The organism is Aureimonas glaciei, from assembly GCF_014643375.1.
GTDB classification, from domain to species: domain Bacteria; phylum Pseudomonadota; class Alphaproteobacteria; order Rhizobiales; family Rhizobiaceae; genus Plantimonas; species Plantimonas glaciei.
This window is the reverse complement of record NZ_BMJJ01000006.1, coordinates 59,435-81,436: the sequence shown is the minus strand read 5'-3', so window position 1 is coordinate 81,436 and position 22,002 is coordinate 59,435. Positions and strand designations below refer to the sequence as shown.

18 protein-coding genes and 1 tRNA gene are annotated in these 22,002 nt (G+C 66.4%); 5 read left to right on the top strand and 14 right to left on the bottom strand.

The genetic code is table 11. From position 1 onward, the window contains the following. Positions 1–19: 19 nt before the first annotated feature. Complete coding sequence (locus tag IEX88_RS13500; protein WP_188851475.1) at positions 20–1,240, top strand: MFS transporter; 1,221 nt, start codon at positions 20–22, stop codon at positions 1,238–1,240. A gap of 71 nt (positions 1,241–1,311) precedes the next feature. On the opposite strand, the gene lhpI is transcribed toward IEX88_RS13500, so the two are convergent. Genes lhpI through IEX88_RS13485 form a run of 3 tightly spaced genes read right to left on the bottom strand, consistent with a single transcriptional unit; the run spans position 1,312 to position 3,307 of the window. After that, positions 1,312–2,271 (bottom strand): bifunctional Delta(1)-pyrroline-2-carboxylate/Delta(1)-piperideine-2-carboxylate reductase, encoded by a 960-nt coding sequence (gene lhpI, locus IEX88_RS13495; RefSeq protein ID WP_188851473.1) that lies wholly within the window; start codon positions 2,269–2,271, stop codon positions 1,312–1,314. Positions 2,272–2,277: 6 nt separating this feature from the next. Continuing rightward, the gene (locus IEX88_RS13490) at positions 2,278–2,538 is read right to left on the bottom strand and encodes a hypothetical protein (protein ID WP_188851471.1); all 261 of its coding nucleotides are present in this window, start codon (positions 2,536–2,538) and stop codon (positions 2,278–2,280) included. Beyond that, entirely contained in the window at positions 2,528–3,307 is a 780-nt protein-coding gene (locus tag IEX88_RS13485) for a Crp/Fnr family transcriptional regulator (RefSeq protein ID WP_188851469.1), read from the bottom strand. The genes IEX88_RS13490 and IEX88_RS13485 overlap by 11 nt, the downstream gene beginning before the upstream one ends. Positions 3,308–3,791: 484 nt before the next feature. On the opposite strand from IEX88_RS13485, the gene IEX88_RS13480 reads away from it, so the two are divergent. After that, entirely contained in the window at positions 3,792–5,282 is a 1,491-nt protein-coding gene (locus IEX88_RS13480; protein ID WP_188851467.1) for an MDR family MFS transporter, read from the top strand. A 400-nt stretch (positions 5,283–5,682) separates the two neighbouring features. On the opposite strand, the gene hbs is transcribed toward IEX88_RS13480, so the two are convergent. The 7 genes from hbs to IEX88_RS13445 form a co-directional block, all read right to left on the bottom strand. Beyond that, complete coding sequence (gene hbs / locus IEX88_RS13475) at positions 5,683–5,958, bottom strand: non-specific DNA-binding protein Hbs (protein ID WP_188851465.1); 276 nt, start codon at positions 5,956–5,958, stop codon at positions 5,683–5,685. A gap of 171 nt (positions 5,959–6,129) precedes the next feature. Further along, on the bottom strand, positions 6,130–8,538 hold the full coding sequence (gene lon / locus IEX88_RS13470; protein ID WP_188851463.1) for an endopeptidase La: 2,409 nt from the start codon (positions 8,536–8,538) through the stop codon (positions 6,130–6,132). Between the two features lie 239 nt (positions 8,539–8,777). Beyond that, on the bottom strand, positions 8,778–10,046 hold the full coding sequence (gene clpX, locus IEX88_RS13465; RefSeq protein WP_188851461.1) for an ATP-dependent Clp protease ATP-binding subunit ClpX: 1,269 nt from the start codon (positions 10,044–10,046) through the stop codon (positions 8,778–8,780). A 279-nt stretch (positions 10,047–10,325) separates the two neighbouring features. Beyond that, complete coding sequence (locus IEX88_RS13460; RefSeq protein WP_188851459.1) at positions 10,326–10,958, bottom strand: ATP-dependent Clp protease proteolytic subunit; 633 nt, start codon at positions 10,956–10,958, stop codon at positions 10,326–10,328. Positions 10,959–11,137: 179 nt separating this feature from the next. Beyond that, positions 11,138–13,504 (bottom strand): mechanosensitive ion channel domain-containing protein, encoded by a 2,367-nt coding sequence (locus IEX88_RS13455; protein WP_188851457.1) that lies wholly within the window; start codon positions 13,502–13,504, stop codon positions 11,138–11,140. 203 nt (positions 13,505–13,707) lie between these two features. After that, positions 13,708–15,072, bottom strand: coding sequence for a trigger factor (tig, locus tag IEX88_RS13450; protein WP_188851455.1), 1,365 nt, complete (start codon positions 15,070–15,072; stop codon positions 13,708–13,710). An 81-nt stretch (positions 15,073–15,153) separates the two neighbouring features. Then, positions 15,154–15,238 (bottom strand) — tRNA-Leu (locus IEX88_RS13445). A 411-nt stretch (positions 15,239–15,649) separates the two neighbouring features. Between IEX88_RS13445 and IEX88_RS13440 the strand changes: the two genes are divergently transcribed. Beyond that, complete coding sequence (locus IEX88_RS13440) at positions 15,650–15,793, top strand: DUF1127 domain-containing protein (protein WP_188851453.1); 144 nt, start codon at positions 15,650–15,652, stop codon at positions 15,791–15,793. A 171-nt stretch (positions 15,794–15,964) separates the two neighbouring features. Then, positions 15,965–17,383: a methylenetetrahydrofolate--tRNA-(uracil(54)-C(5))-methyltransferase (FADH(2)-oxidizing) TrmFO gene (trmFO, locus tag IEX88_RS13435; RefSeq protein WP_188851451.1), complete on the top strand. Its 1,419-nt coding sequence runs from the start codon at positions 15,965–15,967 to the stop codon at positions 17,381–17,383. Here trmFO and IEX88_RS13430 read toward each other — a convergent pair. Genes IEX88_RS13430 through yajC form a run of 4 tightly spaced genes read right to left on the bottom strand, consistent with a single transcriptional unit; the run spans position 17,354 to position 20,922 of the window. Continuing rightward, complete coding sequence (locus tag IEX88_RS13430) at positions 17,354–19,165, bottom strand: DUF4153 domain-containing protein (RefSeq protein WP_188851449.1); 1,812 nt, start codon at positions 19,163–19,165, stop codon at positions 17,354–17,356. The genes trmFO and IEX88_RS13430 overlap by 30 nt on opposite strands. A 48-nt stretch (positions 19,166–19,213) precedes the next feature. Beyond that, a complete protein-coding gene (locus tag IEX88_RS13425; protein ID WP_188851447.1) occupies positions 19,214–20,107 on the bottom strand; it encodes a phytoene/squalene synthase family protein in 894 nt (297 codons plus the stop codon). Between the two features lie 25 nt (positions 20,108–20,132). Beyond that, positions 20,133–20,522 carry an Mth938-like domain-containing protein gene (locus IEX88_RS13420; RefSeq protein ID WP_188851445.1) on the bottom strand — a complete coding sequence of 130 codons (390 nt, stop codon included), beginning with the start codon at positions 20,520–20,522 and terminating at the stop codon, positions 20,133–20,135. A gap of 55 nt (positions 20,523–20,577) precedes the next feature. Beyond that, entirely contained in the window at positions 20,578–20,922 is a 345-nt protein-coding gene (yajC, locus tag IEX88_RS13415; RefSeq protein WP_188851443.1) for a preprotein translocase subunit YajC, read from the bottom strand. Positions 20,923–21,060: 138 nt separating this feature from the next. Here yajC and IEX88_RS13410 point away from each other — a divergent pair, with 138 nt between their 5' ends. Continuing rightward, positions 21,061–21,948, top strand: a complete 888-nt coding sequence (locus IEX88_RS13410) for an ATP-binding protein (RefSeq protein WP_188851441.1) — start codon at positions 21,061–21,063, stop codon at positions 21,946–21,948. The last annotated feature ends 54 nt before the right edge of the window (positions 21,949–22,002 follow it).

Genomic DNA, 22,002 nt, shown 5'->3' with positions numbered 1-22,002 from the left:
GCCAAGCCGGAGCCGGCCCATGACGACCCTTTCCGACGCTCAGACGAACGAGCGCGCCAGCCCGCATTTGTGGAGCATCCTCGTCGGCGCGACCGCCGTTCAGGTGGTGGCGACGGCCGCCGCGCTCGCCCTGACGGCGATCTCGCCGGCCGTCAGCCAGTCGCTCGGCATCGGCCCGCATTTCGTCGGCTACCAGATCAGCCTGATCTACCTCGCCGGCATCTTCGCCTCGGCCTATGCCGGCGCGACGCTGCGGCGCTTCGGGCCGCTCAGGGTCGAGCAGCTCTGCCTCGCCTGTTTTTCCGCCGGCCTCCTGTGCTTTGCGGCGGCGCGGCTCGATCTCCTGATCCTCGGCTCGGTGCTGGTCGGCATCGGCTACGGCTACCAGAACCCGGCGGCCTCGCAGCTCCTGATCGGCATCACGCCGGCGCGGCTGCGCAACCTCGTCTTCTCGATCAAGCAGAGCGGCGTGCCGCTCGGCGGCGTGCTGGCGAGCCTCGTCTTCCCTTTCCTGGCGATCCTGATGGGCTGGCAATGGGGACTGGCGCTCTCGGCGATCGTGCCGATCGCGCTGGCGGTGCTCCTGCAGGTCACCCATGGCGACCTGCATCCGAACGAGCCGCCGCCGGCTTCCGCCATCGCCGCCCGCGGCTTTCTCGCCGATCAGCGCCAGCTTCTCGCCGATCCGAACCTCCGGGCGCTGGCCATGCTCGGCTTCCTCTATTCCGGCGTGCAGCTCTCGCTCAGCGCCTTCGCGGTGACGACCCTCGTCGAAAATGCCGGCTGGCCGATCCTCGCCGCCGGCTCGCTGGCGGCCGCCATGCAGCTGTCGGGCGCGATCGGGCGCGTCAGCTGGGGCTATCTCGCCGACAGGCTGGGCGGCGGCTTCGTCACCCTGTGCGGCCTTGGCGTGGCCGGCGGTCTCAGCGCCCTCGCCCTCGGCCAGATCGACCGGCTTCCCACCATCCTCCAGGTCGTCCTGCTCACCCTCAGCGGGGCGATCTGGCTTGGCTGGAACGGCGTGCTGCTGGCAGAGACGGCGCGCCACGCCCCAGCGGGGCAGGCCGGCGCGATGACCGGCGGCGTCCTGATCTACACCTTTCTCGGCGTCATGGTCGGACCCTCGAGCTTCGCCCTCATCGCCGGTGCGATCGGCAGTTTTGCCGTGACCTTCGCGCTGTTTTCCGCCTGCGGGTTCATCGGCGCGATCGTCGCCTTCCGGCGCGTGCGCCGGGCCTGACGGCGGGCCGAGGGGCACCCTCCCGCGGAGGGGCCTCTTCCGGGCTCTCGCCCGCCGCACGGCGACTGCCGTCAGGCGGACGGGTTTTCGGCTGCCTTGAAACGTTCGTAGACCAGCACAGCGGCAGCGAGATCCTCGAGCGATGCACCGACGGACTTGAACAGCGTGATCTCGTCGGCCCGCCTTCGTCCGGGATGCAGGCCGAGGCAAAGCTCGCGCAAATCCGCAGCGATCGCCTCGGGGCCGATCAGCCCGGCACGGATCGGCTGGATCAGGTCGCCAGCCTCATGCAACGCGCCTTCGCGGGTATCGACGAAGAGGCTGGAGCGCGTAACGGCCGCGTCGTCGCTCTCGCGCATGCCGGGATTGAAAGCGCCGACGAGATCGAGATGGGCGCCCGGCTTCAGCCAGTCGCCCAGAACCAGCGGCGCCCGCGACAGGGTCGCGCAGCTGACGATGTCGGCGGAGCGCACGGCCGCTTCGAGGTCGGTGATCGCCTCGGCTTCGAGGCCGTCAGCCCGGATTCGATCGGCCGCGGCCGCGGCCTTTTCGGCACTGCGCCCCCAAACCCGGATGCGGCGGATCGGGCGGACGCTGGCATGCGCGGCCGCCAGCCGCGCCGACAGGGCGCCGGTGCCGACGATCACGAGGTCTTCGCTCTCCGGCCGTGACAGGTGTTTCGAGGCGAGCGCCGACGCGGCGGCGGTGCGCCAGGCGGTCAGGCTGGCACCGTCGATGACGGCGCGGGTCTCGCCGGTCCCGGCCGAAGACAGGAGATAGGTTCCGGCGATGGCCGGCAGGCCTCGGGTGCCATTGGCCGGCACCACGGTCACGATCTTCACCCCGAGAAAAGCGCCGGGCGCCCAGGCCGGCATCAGCAGGAGGGTGCCGGCGTCCTCTCCGGGGATATCGAACGGGTGGTGATGGCGGGCCGGTGCGACGCATCCGGCCGCGAACATGTCGCCGATGGCGCCGACGAGCGCGGGCCAGGAGAGAAGCCGCTCCACCGCGGGCGCGTCGATTACGATCATGACCGTCTACGCTCCGGCCGGGCCCTTGTCCTTCGGCACAGCCTTGCGGCGCTTGGGCGCCGGCTTGGCCTTCTCGGCTTCTTCCGAGGCCAGGCGCTCGGTCTCGTCACGGGCCAGCCGGGCGGCGCGAAGCCGCTCGTTCTTGGCCTGCGTCGCGTCGGCGGCGGTGGCGATCATCGTCATCGCCGTGCCTTTTTCCGCCCGGATCTCGGTATTGCGAAAATAGGTCTGCGCGGCTTTGACGGCGGGGGTTTCATCAGACGACATGCAGGGATCTCTTCTTTCCGGGCTCGACGGGGTCGGGCGAGCAGGACCGGGACAGGGCGAGCGGAATCAGCCGTTCATATTCACGTTCGGGGATTCCGTAGCATCCGCCGGCCATGACCACCAGAAGCGGGCGGTCCAGGATCTGGACCATGCCGCGATGCGTCCGGATGGCGTGGTCACCCTCCATGACGTGGATCGCATCGGTGACGCCGGGGCGCCGCACGCCGAGCATCAGCGAGAGAAGCTCGTGCGTGACCGGCAGGTCCTCGCCATCGATCCGGTCATGATACATCAGCAGCCAGCGCGCCAGACGCTGGCCGACGCTGAATCGCGTCGCGGCCAGAAGCGTATGGGCGACTTGGACCTCATTCGCCAGAACGAAGAGGTTCAAGAGTTCGCGCACCGTGATGCTCTCCCGCATCACGTCGGTCAGCCGCGCCGCGGTGATCTGCAGGCTGGATCCGGCGACCTGCATGATGACACTGCCGATGGAGTTGGTCGAACCGAGGACCACAGCCCGTCCCGACATGCCCTCCCAGCCGATATGGCCCGCCTCGGCGCGTTCCTCGTTCGAGCCGCTGACGATGCTGGAGCCGATACCGCTCTCGAAGAAGTTGACGAACTGGATCGTCTCGCCCTGCTCCTCCACCATCCAGCGAAGCGGAAGCTCGACGCTCACCAGATTGGGCGCCAGGAGAGCGAAATCGCCGGGCGACAACGACCGGAGCAGCCTGTTGCGAACGGACTGCTGGGAAATCAAGGGGGTCATGGTAGTCCCGGCTGATGGAGCGAGCGCCTCGAAGACGAGGATCGGGCATCCCGGGGGCCAATTTTGGTCACTGCGGGGTGACGAACGATTAATTTGAACATTAGCACAGTGTTTACTTCTGACGAAATCAATCGTCAGCCAATGTCGATTTTCTCTTTTGTAATCCGGTTCTTGGCGACCATTCCGCCGTGATGGTCACTGACCTTGTGGCAAGCCCGTTCCCGGCGTGCGACGTCTTTCAGCCGGGACAGCGGAGCGGACGGCCTGCGGGGCGGGCTCAAGTCGTCGAGGCGCGGACCAAACGCCTGTGGTGCCGGCTGAGGGTTCGGCGCTTGCCAGCGATGGGGGCTGCGCCTAAAGGCCACCCACGTCTCCATCGCCGGAATATCCGAGCCGGGATCATCCCCATGGCCCGTCCAGCGTTTCGCGCTGCCGCCCTCCCGTGACGGACAGGCCCACCGCGATCAACCCGTGAATGGTTTTGATGCTCGCCTCCCCCACCCTCCGCCGTCCGCTCATCCTCGGATCGATCATGGCCGCCATGGCGATGATCGCCATCGAGGCGACGATCGTCTCCACCGCCATGCCGCAGATCGCCGGCCAGCTCGGCGACCTTCACCTCTATTCCTGGGTGTTCTCGGCCTTCCTGCTGGCCCAGACCGCGACCACCGTCGTGTTCGGCAAGCTGGCTGACGTCTATGGCCGCAAGCCGGTTCTCCTGATCGGCATCGCGGTCTTCCTCTTGGGGTCGGTGATGTGCGGCCTCGCCTGGTCGATGCCGACGCTGATCGCCTTCCGCCTCGTTCAGGGCCTCGGCGCCGGCGCCATCCAGCCGGTGGCGCTGACGGTCGTCGGAGACCTCTATTCGATCGAGGAGCGCGGCAAGATCCAGGGCTACCTCGCCAGCGTCTGGGGCATTTCGTCGGTCGTCGGCCCCTTTGCCGGGGCGCTGATCATCCAGCAGGTGAGCTGGGCCTGGATCTTCTGGATCAATGTGCCGATCGGTCTTGCCGCGGCGGCGGGCTTCGTCGCCTATCTTCACGAGAGCGTGCCGCCGAAGAGCCAGAGCGTCGACTATGCCGGCGCCGCCCTCTTCGCCGTCGCGGTGGCCGCGCTGATGATCAGCCTGACGGAAGCGGGCACCGAAGGTGGCGGCGCGATCGCCCTCGGCGCCCTCGTGGTCTGCATCATCACCGCGCTGCTCTTCATCCTGCAGGAGAAACGGGCCAGCACGCCGATGCTCGACGTGGCGCTCTGGCGCCGGCGGCCGATCGCCACCGCCAACATCGCCACCCTCCTCAGCGGCATGTCGATCATCGGCCTGACGACCTTCCTGCCGATGTATGTCCAGGGCGTCCTCGGGCAATCGCCGCTGGTCGCCGGCTTCACGCTGACGGCCATGGTGCTGGGCTGGCCGATCGGGGCGACGCTCGCGGCCCGCAATTTCGCCCGCTTCGGCCTGCGACCGACGCTCTTGTTCGGCGCGACGCTGCTGCCGCTCGGCGCCATCGGCTTCGTCCTCCTGAACCCGTCGACCTCGCCGCAGGTCGCCGCGATCGGCTCGGTCGTGATGGGTCTCGGCATGGGCTTTCTTAGCACCGCGGCGATCGTCATCATCCAGAGCAGCGTCGAATGGGGAGAGCGCGGCGCCGCGACGGCTTCCAACATCTTCGCGCGCAATCTCGGCAGCACGCTCGGCGCGACGGCGCTCGGGGCCGTCTTCAACATCAGCCTGGCGACCGGCGGGCGGGGCATCGTGCCGGTCGATTTCGACACCATCCGGCAGCTCCTGGAGCGCCCGGGGACGCTCGTCGGCGAAGCGTCGGCACGGCTGGCGCTCGGCCATTCCCTGCATCTGACGTTCTGGGGGGTGTTCGTCGTGTCGGTCCTGACCTTCGTCACGGCGCTGATGGTGCCGCGCGTCCATCACCCGATCGCGTCGTCAGCGGTCAGCAGGCCCGGCCTGGAGCGCTAAGGGCCGTCTTGCGGCTCCTCTCATGTCCGCGCACCGGCAAGGCTCGCCGCACGGCATTGCCGGCAAGGGCTGACAGCGGTGAAAGCTCGATCGTCGGTGGGGAGAGTTCTGTCCGGGGTGCGTGCCGCCGGAGGATTCTAGAAAAGGACTGAGCCGCCTCGCAGGCGCTGCCCTAGGCGCGCCGCGCGCTGAAGAGACGGACGGCGGAGCGGCTGCCGGGATTGTCGACCGGCGGCCGTCTTACCCAGTCATGTCTTCCGCGGGGCCGACAAGGCGGTCCTGCGGCCGTGACGCTTGCAGTGCCCGCCGATAGAGCGGGGCTGCCCACTGGCCATGTGGAAGGGTCCGAGGCCTGGCTCAGCGCCTGCCGGGACATGCCGCGGCGAGGCGCGATACGAGCCTACTTGTTGACGGCGTCCTTCAGGCCCTTGCCGGCCGCGAACTTCGGCACGTTGCGGGCCGGAATGTCGACCTCGGCGCCCGTGGACGGGTTGCGCCCCTTGGAGGCGGCGCGGTGCGACACGGAGAAAGTGCCGAAGCCGACGAGGCGAATGTCGTCGCCCTTGGCCATGGTGGTTTCAATCACGTCGAACAGGGCATCGACTGCCTGGCTCGCCTGCTGCTTCGACAATTCGGCCTTCTCTGCAACGGCAGTGACCAGCTCGTTCTTGTTCATCAGACATCCTCCTGATTTTTCTGTAAGTCGCATCGACTCCTGCGGACGATGGGCGAGTCTGCCGCATCATTCAAGCCGCAAAGCCCTGCAAACCGCGCAAAATAAGGGTTTGCGCACAAAAATGCCGCCCCGAAGGGCGGCATTTTCGTCAGCGGTGGCAAAAGGCGATGGTCAGTGAGCGACTGAAGCCGCGCCTTCCTCCGTCTTTTCCTGTCCTGCCAGCGGCGTCGCCGGCTCTGTCCACTCGATCGCGACGGGCTCGCGAACGAGCGCGTGCTTCAGCACTTCGCCGATCCGACCAACAGGGATGATCTCCATGTTGTTCTTCACGTTGTCCGGGATGTCGGCGAGATCCTTGGCGTTCTCCTCGGGGATGAGGACCGTCTTGATCCCTCCCCTGAGAGCCGCCAGCAATTTCTCCTTCAGCCCGCCGATCGGCAGAACCCGGCCGCGCAGCGTGATCTCGCCGGTCATGGCGATGTCGCCCCGCACGGGAATGCCGGTCATCACCGAGATGATCGCCGTCGCCATGGCGACGCCCGCCGACGGACCGTCCTTGGGCGTCGCGCCTTCCGGCACGTGCACGTGGATGTCCCGCTTGTCGAACAGCGGCGGCTCGATGCCGAAGTCCACCGCGCGAGACCGGACATAGGATGCCGCGGCGGAAATCGACTCCTTCATGACGTCCTTCAGATTGCCCGTCACCGTCATCTTGCCCTTGCCGGGCATCATGACGCCTTCGATGGTCAGAAGCTCGCCGCCGACCTCGGTCCAGGCCAGGCCCGTCACGATTCCGACCTGGTTCTCCAGCTCGGCCTCGCCGTAGCGGTAGCGCCAAACGCCGAGATAGTCCGGCAGGTTGTCCTTCGTGACTTCGACCGACTTGGTCTCGCCCTTCAGGATCTTCGTCACGGCCTTTCGGGCCAGCGTCATCAGCTCACGCTCGAAGCTGCGCACGCCCGCCTCGCGGGTGTAGCGCCGCGCGATCTCCTGCAGCGCATCCTCGCTGACGGAGAACTCCTCCGGCTTCAGGGCGTGATCGCGGATCGCCTTGGGCAGGAGATGCCGGCGGGCGATCTGGACCTTCTCGTCCTCGGTGTAGCCGGCGATGCGGATGACCTCCATGCGGTCCAGCAAGGGACCTGGAATGTTCATCGTGTTCGCCGTGGTCACGAACATGGTCGCCGACAGGTCGTATTCGACCTCGAGATAGTGATCCATGAAGGTCGAGTTCTGCTCGGGATCCAGAACCTCCAGCAGTGCCGATGATGGATCGCCGCGGAAATCCTGGCCCATCTTGTCGATTTCGTCGAGCAGGAAGAGCGGATTGCTCTTCTTGGCCTTCTTCATCGACTGGATCACCTTGCCCGGCATGGAGCCGATATAGGTCCGGCGATGCCCGCGGATCTCCGCTTCGTCGCGCACGCCGCCGAGCGCCATGCGGACATATTCACGTCCCGTGGCACGGGCGATCGACTTCGCCAGCGAGGTCTTGCCGACGCCGGGAGGTCCGACGAGGCACAGGATCGGACCCTTCATCTTGGTCTGCCGGCTCTGCACCGCCAGATATTCGATGATCCGCTCCTTCACCTTGTCGAGACCGTAGTGCTCCTCGTCGAGGATCTGCTCGGCCTTCTTCAGATCGATCTTGACCTTCGAACGGACGCCCCAGGGCAGGCCGAGGATCCAGTCGAGATAGTTGCGCACGACGGTGGCTTCCGCCGACATCGGGCTCATCTGCTTCAGCTTCTTGAACTCGGCCGTCGCCTTCTCGCGGGCTTCCTTCGAGAGCTTGGTCTTCTTGATCCGGTCGTCCAGCTCGGCCAGCTCGTCGCGGCCGTCCTCGCCGTCGCCCAGCTCCTTCTGGATCGCCTTCATCTGCTCGTTAAGGTAGTACTCGCGCTGCGTCTTCTCCATCTGCCGCTTGACGCGGGAGCGGATGCGCTTTTCCACCTGCAGAACGGAAATCTCCGCCTCCATGAAGGACAGCGCCTTTTCCAGCCGCTCGCGGACGCTGGTGAGCCCCAGCATCTCCTGCTTCTCGGCAATCTTGATGGCGAGATGCGAGGCGACGGTATCGGCGAGCTTGGAATAGTCGTCGATCTGCCCGGCGGCACCGACGACTTCCGGCGAGATCTTCTTGTTCAGCTTGACGTAGTTCTCGAACTCCGAGACGACCGAACGCGCCAGCCCCTCGACTTCAACCGCATCCTCCTCCACTTCCGGAACGATGCGGGCCGAGGCCTCGTGCCATTCGGTGCGGGGGGAGAAGTGGTCGATGCGAGCGCGCGTCATGCCCTCGACCAGCACCTTCACGGTGCCGTCGGGAAGCTTCAGCAGCTGCAGGACGTTGGCGATGGTGCCGAGCTCGTAGATGGCGTCGGCCGCCGGATCTTCGTCGCTGGCGTTCTTCTGGGTGACGAGCAGGATCTGCTTGTCCGCGCCCATCACCTCTTCCAGCGCCTTGATCGACTTCTCGCGCCCAACGAAGAGCGGAACGATCATGTGCGGGAAGACGACGATGTCACGAAGCGGCAGGACGGGATACAGGATCGCGTCGGCCTGATTGGTACTCGACATGGGATTCCTTTCTTCGGCTCTCGCCGCTTGCGGCCGTTGCGCACCGGGCCTTGTTCAAGCCCCCGGGGCGTACGCCATTGCCGATCCTATGTGGGCAGTACTGCCCACCGCTTCAATGATTCGCACCGCACTGCCGCACAATGTGCGCGGCAGCATTCCCGCCGCCAACAAAAAGCCCGTCCTGACAAAGCCGGGACGGGCTGATGGGTGTCCGTCGGACTTCCGTGCTGGCGACGACGTCAGGCGCTGACGGTTTCCTTCTCGTCCTTGCGGTCGGCGTAGATGTAGAGCGGCCGTGCCTTGCCGTCGATCACCTCTTCCGAGATCACGACTTCCTGCACGCCCTCGAGGGTCGGCAGGTCGAACATGGTATCGAGGAGCATGGATTCCATGATCGAGCGCAGGCCGCGGGCGCCGGTCTTGCGCTCGATCGCCTTGCGGGCGATTGCCTTCAGCGCGTCGTCATGGAAGGACAGCTCGACATTCTCCATCTCGAAGAGGCGCTGGTACTGCTTCACCAGCGCGTTCTTCGGCTCGACCAGGATCTGCACCAAGGCCGGCTCGTCGAGGTCCTCGAGCGTCGCCAGAACCGGCAGGCGGCCGACGAATTCCGGGATCAGGCCGAACTTCAGGAGATCCGACGGCTCGACCTGGCGGAAGAGATCACCGGTGCGGCGGTCTTCCGGGGACGAGACGTTGGCGGCGAAGCCGATCGAGGTCTTGCGGCCGCGGTCGGAGATGATCTTGTCGAGGCCGGAGAAGGCGCCGCCGCAGATGAACAGGATGTTCGCCGTGTCGACCTGCAGGAACTCCTGCTGCGGATGCTTGCGGCCACCCTGCGGCGGCACGGAGGCGACGGTGCCTTCCATGATCTTCAAGAGGGCCTGCTGCACGCCCTCGCCCGACACGTCACGGGTGATCGACGGGTTGTCCGACTTGCGGGAGATCTTGTCGATCTCGTCGATGTAGACGATGCCGCGCTGTGCCCGCTCGACATTGTAGTCGGCCGACTGCAGCAGCTTCAGGATGATGTTCTCGACGTCCTCGCCGACATAGCCGGCCTCGGTGAGGGTCGTCGCGTCCGCCATGGTGAAGGGCACGTCGAGGATTCGGGCGAGCGTCTGGGCGAGCAGCGTCTTGCCGCAACCCGTCGGGCCCATCAAGAGGATGTTCGACTTCGCCAGCTCGACGTCGTTGTGCTTGGAAGCGTGCGCAAGGCGCTTGTAGTGGTTGTGCACCGCAACCGACAGGACCTTCTTCGCAAAGGACTGGCCGATGACGTAATCGTCGAGAACGGCGATGATCTCCTGCGGAGTCGGCACGCCTTCGCGCGACTTCACCATCGACGATTTGTTTTCCTCGCGGATGATGTCCATGCACAGCTCGACGCACTCGTCGCAGATGAAGACGGTCGGCCCGGCAATCAGCTTGCGAACTTCGTGCTGGCTCTTTCCGCAGAAAGAGCAATAGAGCGTATTCTTGGAATCGCCGCCGCTGACTTTGCTCATCATTCTTCCTTCCGGTCCGGTATCCGCAGGCCCGCCTTCGCGCCGGTGGCCTCGAACCCAGATGTTATGCCACGTCGCACCGATTGCAACTGCGACGCCACAAGGGCCGCATGGACGCGTATGACACTTTGACTCATGGTCGATCGTGCGGGACAAACCTTGAGCGACACTGAACGCCCGACCCACAACTTTGCCCCTAGCGTAGGGACGCTCAGTGTCCAGATCAAGGCTGAGGCAGGCGCGCGGGAAGCGCGCGCCTGGAGATTTGTTGGTCGACGATCAGCCGGGAACGTGTGCCTCGAGCGCCTCGCGCGAAGAATAGACCTTGTCGATCAGGCCGAACTCCTGCGACTCGTCCGCGGTCATAAAGTGATCGCGGTCGAGCGTGCGCTCGATGGTCTCGATGTCCTGCCCGGTGTGCTTGACGTAGATCTCGTTCAGGCGGCGCTTCAGCTTGATGATGTCCTGGGCGTGGCGCTCGATGTCCGAGGCCTGGCCCGAGAAACCGCCGGAGGGCTGGTGCACCATGATGCGGGCGTTCGGCGTGGCGAAGCGCATGCCGGGCTCGCCCGCGCAGAGCAGCAGCGAGCCCATCGAGGCGGCCTGACCGATGCACAGGGTCGATACCGGCGGACGAATGAACTGCATGGTGTCGTAGATCGCCATGCCTGAGGTGACGACGCCGCCCGGCGAATTGATGTAGAGGGCGATTTCCTTCTTCGGATTCTCCGCCTCGAGGAACAGCAGCTGCGCGCAGACGAGCGTCGCGATGCCGTCCTCAATCGGGCCGGTGATGAAGATCACCCGCTCCTTGAGAAGACGCGAAAAGATGTCGTAGGCGCGCTCGCCGCGGTTGGTCTGCTCGACCACCATCGGGACGAGGTTCATCGCTCTTTCCACGGGATGCATCATTGGGGTGCTTTCGGTGCTGGTGTGGCAGGCGCGGCAAAACCGCACCTTCGGAGAATCAGTCGGCCTTGGCCCATGCCGTAGATAGGGCTTGACGACCCAACTGTGCAAGATGTGCGCCGACGAAGCCGGCGGCAGACTTAACCGTCAGCACGGGTGACCATCGGGCGTCGCTTCGCGCGTCAGCGCCCCTCGTCTCCGTCCGCGGCATCGTCGATATCATGCACCGTCGGCGGAATCGGCGAGCCGTCGGCATTGACGGAGCCGAAGCGCGAGGGGTTCGCTTTGGCGACGCGACGCTCGGCCTGCACCTCTTCGGCTACCGCGAGCGGCGTCGCCAGATGCACGGGGGGCGCGTTGCCGCCCTTGTCCTCGCCGAACCAGACCGTCATGTGCGGGAACGGGATCTCGACACTGCGCTCGTCGCAGAGACGCTTGACGATCTCGTTGTAGGCCCGGCCGACGCCCCACTGCTTGCCCGGCAGGGTCTTGATCCGGCCGCGCACGACGACGGCGGAGGCACCAAGTTCGTTGACGCCGAACATCTCGAAGTCGGCGATGATGTCGTGGCCGAGGTCGCCGGCCTTCAGCTCGTCGTAGGCATCCTGCATCAGGCGCTTCACGGCATCGGTGTTCTCGCGGTAGGCGACGCCGAGATCGGCGACGAACTGCGAGAAATCCTTCGTCATGTTGGCGACCTGGTCGACCGAGGAGAACGGGATCAGGTGGTAGGTGCCGTCGAGCGCGCGCAGGCCCACGGAGCGGATCGTCAGCCGCTCGACGACGCCCGAGACGCCGGCGACCAGCACGACGTCGCCTTCGTTCATGGCGTTCTCGAACTGGATGAAGGCGCCGGTGATGACGTCCTGCACCAGCTTCTGCGCGCCGAAACCGACGGCAAGACCGACGACGCCGGCGCCCGCAAGCAGCGGCGCGATGTTGATGCCGATCTGCGAGAGCACCAGCATGGCGATGATGACCAGAAGCGTGATCGTGAAGGCATTGCGAAACAGCGACAGGAGCGTGCGTTCCCGCGCCGTCGGCACCGAGCCGAAATTCGGGTTCAGCCGGTATTCGATCCAGGACGAGACGCCGAGGAACGCCGCGAAGCCGAGGATGATGACCGTGCCGGCGCCGATCGTGCCGCCGACGATGCTTCGGCCGACTTCCGTCGTGGTCCAGCCGCGCAGGTCGAACAGGCTCCAGGCTTCCATGATGAAGGCCAGGACGATGATCACCACGAGAACCCGGATGATCGTCAGCGCATTCGGGATGAAGGAGTTCACCCGGCGCTCGAGAAGCGGCAGGCGGTCCTTGATCCGGTCCGGGACGGGAATGCCCCGCACGATCACCTTCGTCAGGACGGAGACGACGAATCCGCCGAGCGCCATGGCGCCGATCGACTTCAGCGTCGCCGCGGTCATGTAGCGCAGGCCTTCGTCCGGGCTGCTCAGCCAGACCGCGAACAGCGCCAGCACGAACAGGATGGCCAGGACCCACCAGACATGGCCGAGCAGGGCATAGAACCGGGCGCGAAAGCTCCGATCGCCGCGCGCCCGCTGCCGGCTGAGCCGGTCGCGCACGGTCGTCCGGTTGCGCAGGATCAGGAAGATCACCGTGCATAGGCTCGCAAAGGCGACGATGAACCGCACCGCGTCGCCGGCGGCGGCATTGGAACTTCCCTCCACCAGAGGCGCGACGAAGAGAAAGCTGTAGCCGAGCAACGAGATCAGCCGCGAGATCCAGAAATACCAGTAGCGCGCATGGCGGTCGCCGAACGGCGTCAGGCGCAGTTTCGGCTGGTTTGGGGCGACGAAGACGTGAAAGAGGCCCTTGATCACCTCGATGAACAGGAAGGCGTTGAGGAAGAGCGCCTGGTTGATGTTCGGCGGGCCGCCGAAGAAGACGATGGCGGTGACATAGCCGGCGGCAAGGCTGAGCACGACGGCCAGAAAGCTCGCGCCGGCGAGGATGGCCAGCAGCCCCAGCTTGGCCAGCGGACCGGCATGAACGGCCCGCTTTTCGAGCCGGACGGCGATGCGGTGCCGGACGACCCTCAGGATCGCGTAGATGCCGAACACGACCAGCGCGACCAGCACGACCGGCAGGATGGCTTCGAACAACCGCGGCAGGTGAAGGGCACTGGCGCCCGACAGGAGCGTTCTGGCCTCCGTGAAGGAATCACCGACCTCGCCCGCGAGGGCAAACCCCTGACCCACCAGCACCTGGCTGGCGCGGGCGATCTCGCCGGGCACGGAGAGCCTTTCCGCCGGCGCCTCCTGCCCTGCGGCAGCCTCGCCGGCTGTCGCCGGCCTGTAGGCGGCAGCCTTCAGCGACTCCACGAGCTTGCGCCGCGTGTCGTCGTTCTCGAGAAGGCGGATCAGGTCGTCGAGCGAGGGGTCGGCAGGGGCCGCCTGGCTCTCGGCGGCGGCGGGCTCCTGCGCGGCGGCCGGAAGGGAGAGGCCAGGAATCTGGGCCTTGGCTCCGGTGGCAAGGGTCAGCATCACCACGAACAGCAGGGCAGCGCCGGCAGAGAACAGTCTGTGCATCAAGAAGGGTCTTCGCTTCTGGTGTGGTCGGTCGGTCGCGCCGGACGTCCCCCGGCCGATCCGACGAGCCGACATTCGCCGACGCAGACCCTGTCATAGCACTCGCTTTGACGAGAATGGGGCGCGTGCGGGCCCGAAGCCGCCGGCAGAAACGCAAAAGGCCGGCAGACGAGCCGGCCTTTCGCAACGTTGGGAAGCTCGGATCAGGCGGCGACGGTGGCGCCGGCCTCGTCCTCGTCGTCCTTCATCAGCTCTTCCTTGGTCACGATCTTGTCCGTGACCTCGACCGTGGCGAGCAGGTGATCGACGACCTTCTCCTCGTAGAGCGGCGCGCGCAGGGCGGCGACGGCTTCCGGCGAATTGCGGAAGTACTCGTAGATCTGCTGCTCCTGGCCCGGATACTGGCGGACCTGCTCGAACACGGCGCGCTGCAGCTCTTCGTCGGTGATCTGGACGCCGGCGCCCTCGCCGATCGAGGACAGAACGAGACCGAGGCGCACGCGGCGCTCGGCCAGACGGCGGTACTCGGCCGTCGCCTTCTCCTCGGTGGTGTCCTCGTCCTCGAAGCTCTTGTCGTTCTTCTTCAGCTCGGCGGTGACCTGACCCCAGATGTTGTTGAACTCGGCTTCGACCAGCTTCTCGGGCAGCTCGAAGTCGTAGTCCTTATCGAGCGCGTCGAGCAGCTGGCGCTTGACCTTCTGACGGGTGGCGCTGCCGAACTGGCTCTCGATCTGCTCGCGAACGAGGGTGCGCAGGCGATCGATCGACTCCAGGCCCATGGTCTTGGCCAGTTCGTCGTTCAACTCGAGTTCGCCGGGCTTCGACACCGACTTCACAGTGATGTCGAACACGGCTTCCTTGCCGGCGAGGTGCGGGGCGCTGTAGTCGTCGGGGAAGGTCACGTTGACCTTCTTCTCGTCGCCGGCAGAGACGCCGATCAGCTGGTCCTCGAAGCCGGGGATGAAAGTGTTCGACCCCAGAACCAGGCTCGACTCCTCCGAGCTGCCGCCATCGAAGGGCACGTCGTCGATCTTGCCGACGAAGGCCATGTTGACCTTGTCGCCGGTCTCGGCGGCGCCGTCCTTCACCTCGTAGGTGCGGGCGTTCTCGGCGATGCGCTTGACCTGGTCCTCGACCTCCTCGTCGGAGATCTCGACCATTGGCCGCTCGATCTTGATCGCCTTGGTGTCCTTCAGGTCGAAGGCCGGCAGCGTCTCGTAGGACAGCGTGAAGACGAAATCCTTCTCGCCGTTCAGGACCTTCTCGGCGTCCTTCTCGTCCTCGGTCATGGCGACCTCGGGCTGCATGGCGGAACGCTCGTTGCGCTCTGCAATGACCGAACGCGGGGTCTCGTTGATGATCTGGTTGACGATCTCGGCCATCATCGAACGGCCGTACATCTTGCGAAGATGCGCCATCGGGACCTTGCCGGGCCGGAAACCCTTCAGCTTCGCCTGGCCCTTGGCCTCGTGGAGCCGGGTCTGAAGCCGCGCCTCAAGGTCCGAGGCCGGCACGACGATCTCGATCTCGCGCTTCAGGCCCTCGGCCTTGGTTTCCGTTACCTGCATTGTTTCTAACCTTTTGACCTTGCGAGCGGCGGACCCTCTTTCGTCCGCCACATCGATGATGAATCCTGTCCCGTCGGCAAATGGTGCGGGTGGAGGGACTCGAACCCCCACGCTGTTAGGCGCTAGAACCTAAATCTAGTGCGTCTACCAATTCCGCCACACCCGCATGGCGCCGCACGATGGTGCCTTTGCAGGCGCGCGTCTCCATATCACCTGTGTCCCAGGCGTTAAAGAGCAAATCGGGACGGCTTTTGTCGCCGAACGCCCAAGGATGCGCCGATCCAGGGCCGAGGCGGCGGGACGATCGGAGCCAGAGACGCGGGGGACGGCGCAGGCGATCCTTTTCATTCGGTTAAGGCGCGCTCACCGAGATCGCCGCGACGGACGAGCGGACGGGCCGAAAGCCCTGAGCGCACGGGTACGAACCGATTGATGTTGCAATGCACAATGCGCAGACCAGCCATGCATTTTCAGCGCTGGTGTCCGAAGACCCATGCATCTAGATATTGCTCACCGAAGCGAATGACACAGCCACTCAGTCAACCGCTTCAATCGATTAGATCCCAGGGTGAGACCCATGAACATCGTTCGTTCCTACAGCAACTGGCGCCGTTTCCGCGAGACCTGCAACGAGCTGAACCGGCTGTCGCAGCGCGAACTTTCCGACCTCGGCATCTCGCGCGCCGACATCCCGTCGATCGCCCGCCAGGCCAGCCGCTAAGTTTTAGAGTTTCGCGACGGTTTTCCTCCCAGAGCCGTTGCGGATCAAGAGCCTGCGAATCCTCCTCCCATCGCAGGTTTGAAAACGACACCCGCCGGTTCCTCCCCCGGCGGGTGTTGTTGTTTTACGGCTCCGCTTTCCCCGGCAAATGCCCGGTGGTAGACTGGCCGGATGCAAAACACCCCCATTCACATCATCGGCGGCGGCCTCGCCGGTTCTGAAGCTGCCTGGCAGATCGCCAGTGCCGGCGTGCCCGTCGTGCTGCACGAGATGCGCCCGGTGCGTGGCACCGAGGCGCACAAGACAGAGTCGCTCGCCGAGCTCGTCTGCTCCAATTCCTTCCGCTCCGACGACGCCGAGACCAATGCGGTCGGCATCCTTCACGCCGAGATGCGGCTGGCGGGTTCGCTGATCATGCGCTGCGCCGACGCGCACCAGGTCCCCGCCGGCGGCGCGCTGGCGGTCGACCGCGACGGCTTCGCCGCGCGCGTGACGACCGAAATCGAGAACCACCCGCTGATCGAGATCCGCCGCGAAGAGGTCGAAGGCCTGCCGCCGCGCGACTGGGGCTCGACGATCATCGCCACCGGACCGCTGACGGCGCCGGCGCTTGCCGACGCCATCCGCGCCGAGACCGGCGAGGACGCCCTCGCCTTCTTCGACGCCATCGCGCCGATCGTCCACTTCGACACCATCGACATGGACAAGGCCTGGTTCCAGTCGCGCTACGACAAGGTCGGGCCCGGCGGCACCGGCAAGGACTACATCAACTGCCCGCTCGACAAGGAGCAGTACCTCGCCTTCATCGCGGCCCTCGTCGAGGGTGGCCGGGTCGAGTTCAAGGAGTGGGAGGGCACGCCCTATTTCGACGGCTGCCTGCCGATCGAGGTGATGGCGGAGCGCGGGCCCGAGACGCTGCGGCACGGCCCGATGAAACCGATGGGCCTCACCAATGCCCACAATCCCGACGTGAAGGCCTATGCCGTGGTGCAGCTGCGCCAGGACAATGCGCTGGGCACGCTCTACAACATGGTCGGTTTCCAGACAAAGCTGCGCTACGGCGAACAGGCCGGGATCTTTCGCACCATTCCGGGCCTGGAGAATGCCGAGTTCGCCCGTCTCGGCGGCCTGCACCGCAACACCTATCTCGATTCGCCCCGCCTGCTCGACAGAGCCCTGCGGCTGAAGTCGCGGCCGGACCTGCGCTTCGCCGGCCAGATCACCGGCTGCGAGGGCTATGTCGAATCGGCGGCGATCGGGCTTCTCGCGGGCCGTTTCGCCGCGGCCGAGGCGCGCGGACAGGAAGCCGCGCCGCCGCCGGCGACCACCGCCATGGGCGCCATCCTTTCGCACATCACCGGCGGCCACCTCTCCGGAGTCGAGGAAAGCGGCAAGCGCTCCTTCCAGCCGATGAACGTCAATTTCGGCCTGTTCCCGCCCGTCGAGGTCCCGAAGGTGCCGCGCGTCGAGGGCAAGCGCATTCGCGGCAAGGAAAAGACCGACCTGCGCCGCCGCGCCATGTCGGCGCGCGCGCTGGCCGATTGCGCCGAATGGCTCGGCCTATCCCGGGTTTCCGCCGCCGCCGAGTGAGGCCGGCCAGTCGGCGCTGCGCAGGAGCACCGTCGCGTTCAGCGAAACCGGTTCCCGGCTGGCGCTATTCCACACGGCGACGGTGATCTGGAGGCGGACGCTACGGCCGCCGGCGGAAGCGAGATCGACGACGAATGGCGCGACCCCTCCGGGGTCGGGGTTCGCTCCGGTAGTCCCCTCGGCGAGGCCCGCCATCGCCGACAGCGCGTCTGTCAGCGGGAAGCTGTCCGTCGCACCCTCCACCGCGATCACGAGATTGTCTGCGTCGAGCGCCAGACCGGGCCGCTCTCCGCGCCCGGCGTCGCCTCTCTGGATATTGCGGTCGATCAGCGCGCGGTCGAAACCGGCGAGATCGAGGGCTGCGGGCTGTCCTGTCGAGAATGTCGTCAGGGCCTCGGCCGGAGCCTCGTTGCGGCCGTAGTCGAGCCCGAGCACGCTCATCAGCGTGGCGGACAGCAGATCCGGCTGGCCGCCGATCCGCGTTTCCACTTCGGCGCGCTGGCTTTCGGACAGCAGCGGCAGGACGCGGTCCAGTTCGTCCACCGCCTGCAGCGCGGTGAGCCGCGACCGCAGCGAGCTGCGCAGTGCCTCGCTCGGCCCGGCCGCATCAGCATCTGCGCCCACTGGGAGGCTCTCGGCCAACAGGGCCGCCTGGCTTCGGCCGACTGCCGACGCGACGCCCCAGGGTCCGAAGGACGACAGCGCCAGGAGGACGAGCGGCACGGCGGCCATCAGGCGGATGTCGCCACGCCAGCGCGTCAGCTGGGCGACCAGGACGAGAACCGAGGCCAGCGCCGCCAGGCCGAGATAATAGCGCTCGAGCGTCACGCCCTCGGCGGCAATCCGGATGCCGAGGGCATAGACAAGAAGCCCAATGGGCACGACGAGCAGCGGCGCCCAGAGACGCCCGAACAGCCGCGTCGATGCCGCGCCGTCCACCAGGAAAGGCTCGGCGGCGAGGCGCAGCGACAGGACGAGCAGCGCGTAGAAGCTGACGATCCAGCCGATTTCGCCTTTCGGCACTTCCTGCGTGACCAGGATCTTGGCGGCATAGAGATGGATGACGACGGCGGTCGCCAGCGTCAGCGGCGCCGCCACCCAGCCGAGCAGCGGTCGCACGCCCGCGGTCACCCGGTCTCCCGGCCCGGCGGAAACGGCCTCGTCGAAGTCCGCGGGAATGCGCCCGAGGGCGAAGAGCGGCCCGACCAGGGTCAGGGCCGTTGTGTAGATGTGCTCGTAGGCACCGGAGGAGAGGCCGATCCCGAAGAGGTAACGGATCATCTCCAGGATGGCGGAGACGCCGAGGACGAAGATCAGGACGGAGATAAAGGCGAGCGTGATGCCGACTGCCGTCCACAGGGTGAAGGTCCAGAACTTCCGGTCGTCTCGCCGCGCGAGGTAGGGAACGAGCGGGATCGACAGGCAGAGCGCGGCGAGCAGCGGCGGCGCCAACACGCCGATTCCTTGCGCGTTCCAGATCAAGAGACCCGCCGCCGCAGCGCCGAGTGGCGGCACGGCGAGCGTCGCCCCGCTCTTCCAAGCATGCGATTCGGCCAGGAGGCGAAGGCCGACGGAGGTCGACAGGGCGGCGGACAGGGCGGCGAGGAGCCAGACGAGATCCTCGTCGGCCATGAGATGGACATCGGCCACCTCGAGATTGGCGATCGCCGCGATGGCGACGATGAGCGCGACGGCCAGCGGAAAGCGCGCCGTCGCAAGGCCCGCGCCCGCGGCCAGCGAGCGCGACCAACGACCGAAGCCGACAAGACCCGAAAATGCCATCGCACACATCCTTCGGCGCGATCGTCGGCCGCGCCACCCGTCGAGGTTTCAGCCGCGCATGGCGCGCCAGAGCGAGAACGACCGGCGGAGCGGACCGATCGGCCGCGGCGTCTCGATCGCCGCCCGGCCTGATGTGACGATGCGCTTGAGATGGGTCGCGGTCAGGTCGGCCGGCAGGAAGGCGGCCCGCAAGCTCGCCGGCACCCCCGCGCGATGCGCGCGGTACCGATCGAGATGGTCCTTCGCGAAAGCGGTCATCGCCGCGATGGCGCGGTCCGTCGGCTCAGCCTCTCCCGCGATCAGTGCTTCTGCCGGGCATCCGGCTGCAGCGAGAAGATCGGCCGGCATGAACACCTGGCGGCGGCGGCGGTGCAAAGGCAACAGCCGAAGGGCGCCGACGGCGGCTTGGGCCACGCCGGCATGGCCCGCCGCATCAGAGACTTGCGGCGCTTTGCTGCGATCCAGAATCATCGCCGCCATGACAATCAGGGACGAGGCGGTATCGCCGGCATAGCCCTCGAAGGCGGTGACCGAGGGCATCGGGTCGTCGTAGAGATCGAAGATGCGGGCGTCGAGGAAACGCTCGAAGGCGGCGCCCGGCAGGTCGAAGCGCTGGATCGTGTCGAGCAGCGCGGCCGCCACGGGGTGGCCGCCCCCCGCCCGCTCCGGTGACGAGACGCCTGTCCCGTCGCCTGCGGCCTCGCTCGCCCCGTCGCCGGCGGCGATGATATCGCGCCACCATTGCAGCCGGATCTCGCCCGGCAGCGGCTGGCTGATCTGGTCGCGGACGCGCGCCGTCTCGATGTTGAAGGCATAGAGCGCCAGCAGATGGCGGCGCTTGTCCGACGGGGCGAACTGGACGGCCACCGCGCGGTCGGGATCCTCGTCGCGCACCAGACGCTCGCAGAGGGCATAGTCCTCTGCCAGTCGGGCGGCTGTCATCGCGTTGCGTTCCGGGAGATGCCGATCATTCCACCGCCACCAACGCGGCCGCCACGGGCCGGCCCTCGGCCAGCATGACGTTGAAGGTGCGCACGGCCGCGCCCGTCGACATCGGATCGCAGGAGATGCCGGCCTTGCGGAAACGGTCGGCCAGCGCCGGCGGCAGGCGCCGGATGTCCGGTCCGGTGCCGAACAGGACGAATTTTACGGCGTCGGCTTCCTCGAAGATCTTCAGGAGGCGCTCGCCGCCGAAGGGCTGGGCGATGGTCGCCTCCCAGCCGTATATGCCCGAGGGCAGGCAGAGGATCGATCCCTTGTGCGACATCGAGGCAAAGCGGAAGCCGCCATTGCCATAGGCGTCGATCGGCGCCCTTCCGGGAAAGTGCGCCTGCCGCATCTCGATGCCCTGGGCCATGCCGATCCTGCTGTTCCAGACGGCCGACCGGCCAGCGCCGGTCGACCGAGGTGTTTTACTTGGCGTTTGCGGCGAGCGGCTCGCCCTTGACGCGGACTTCCGAGACGCTGCCCTGGATGACGCGGATCTTCACCGTCTCGGCGATCTGCACCTCGAGCTCGCCGGTATCCATGACCTTCGTCACCTTGCCGATGATGCCGCCGCCGGTGACGACGGTGTCGCCGCGGCGGATGTTCTTCAGCATCTCCTCGCGGCGCTTCATCTGGTTGCGCTGCGGACGGATGATCAGGAAGTACATGATCGCGAAGACCGCGACGAAGGGCAGAATGCTGATCAGCAGCTCGCTGGTGCCTCCGCCTAAAGGACTGGCCGCCTGGGCGAAAGCATCGGTCACGAACATGGAGGGCTCCTACAGGGAAACATGGCGGGCGGCGGCCGCCCCTTTACGTATCGGGCGGAATATACGATCGGTCGCCTCGAATGCAACAAGCGGCGGCCGGACGGCCCCCGCGATACGCCGGCTTTGTGGGACACTTCGATGGATATGAACACCCCTGACCTGCAATCGGTGCTGGAGCGCATCGCCACCAGCCTAGAGAGACTGGCGCCGCCCCTTCCCTCGCGGCCGGACTTCGATGCCGCCGACTGCTTCGTCTTCGAGCCGCCGACACGTCTTCAGCCGGTCCGGCGCGTGAACCGGGTGGAGATCGATCTTCTTAAGGGAATCGACCGGGCCAAGGACATCCTCACCGAAAACACCCAGCGCTTCGCCAACGGCCTTCCCGCCAACAATGCGCTGTTGTGGGGCGCGCGGGGCATGGGCAAGTCGTCGCTGGTCAAGTCGGCGCATGCGGCGGTCAACGCGGGCCTCGCCGCGGATCGTCCGCGGCTGAAACTGATCGAGATCCACCGCGAGGACATCGAGCACCTGCCGCTGGTGATGGGATTTTTGCGCGAGGCGCCCTGCCCTTTCCTGCTTTTCTGCGACGATCTCTCCTTCGATGCGGGCGACGCCTCGTACAAGTCGCTGAAGGCGGCGCTCGACGGCGGCGTCGAGGGCCGGCCCGACAACGTCCTGTTCTACGCGACCTCGAACCGCCGCCATCTGCTGCCGCGCGACATGATCGAGAACGAGGCGTCCACGGCGATCAATCCCGGCGAATCGGTGGAGGAGAAGGTCTCGCTCTCCGATCGCTTCGGCCTCTGGCTCGGCTTCCACAAATGCAGCCAGGACGACTATCTCGCGATGATCGACGGCTATCTCGCCGCTTATGGCGTCGATGTCGACGCGGATCTGTTGCGCCGCGAGGCGCTGGAATGGTCGACGACGCGCGGCAGCCGGTCCGGCCGCGTCGCTTTCCAGTTCGTCCAGGATTTTGCCGGGCGCCTCGGCGTTCCGCTGACGCAGACCGCCATCGCGGGCTGACGCTCCAACGCAAACGGGCCCGGCCGTAATGGCCGAGCCCGTTTGCATCGCCTG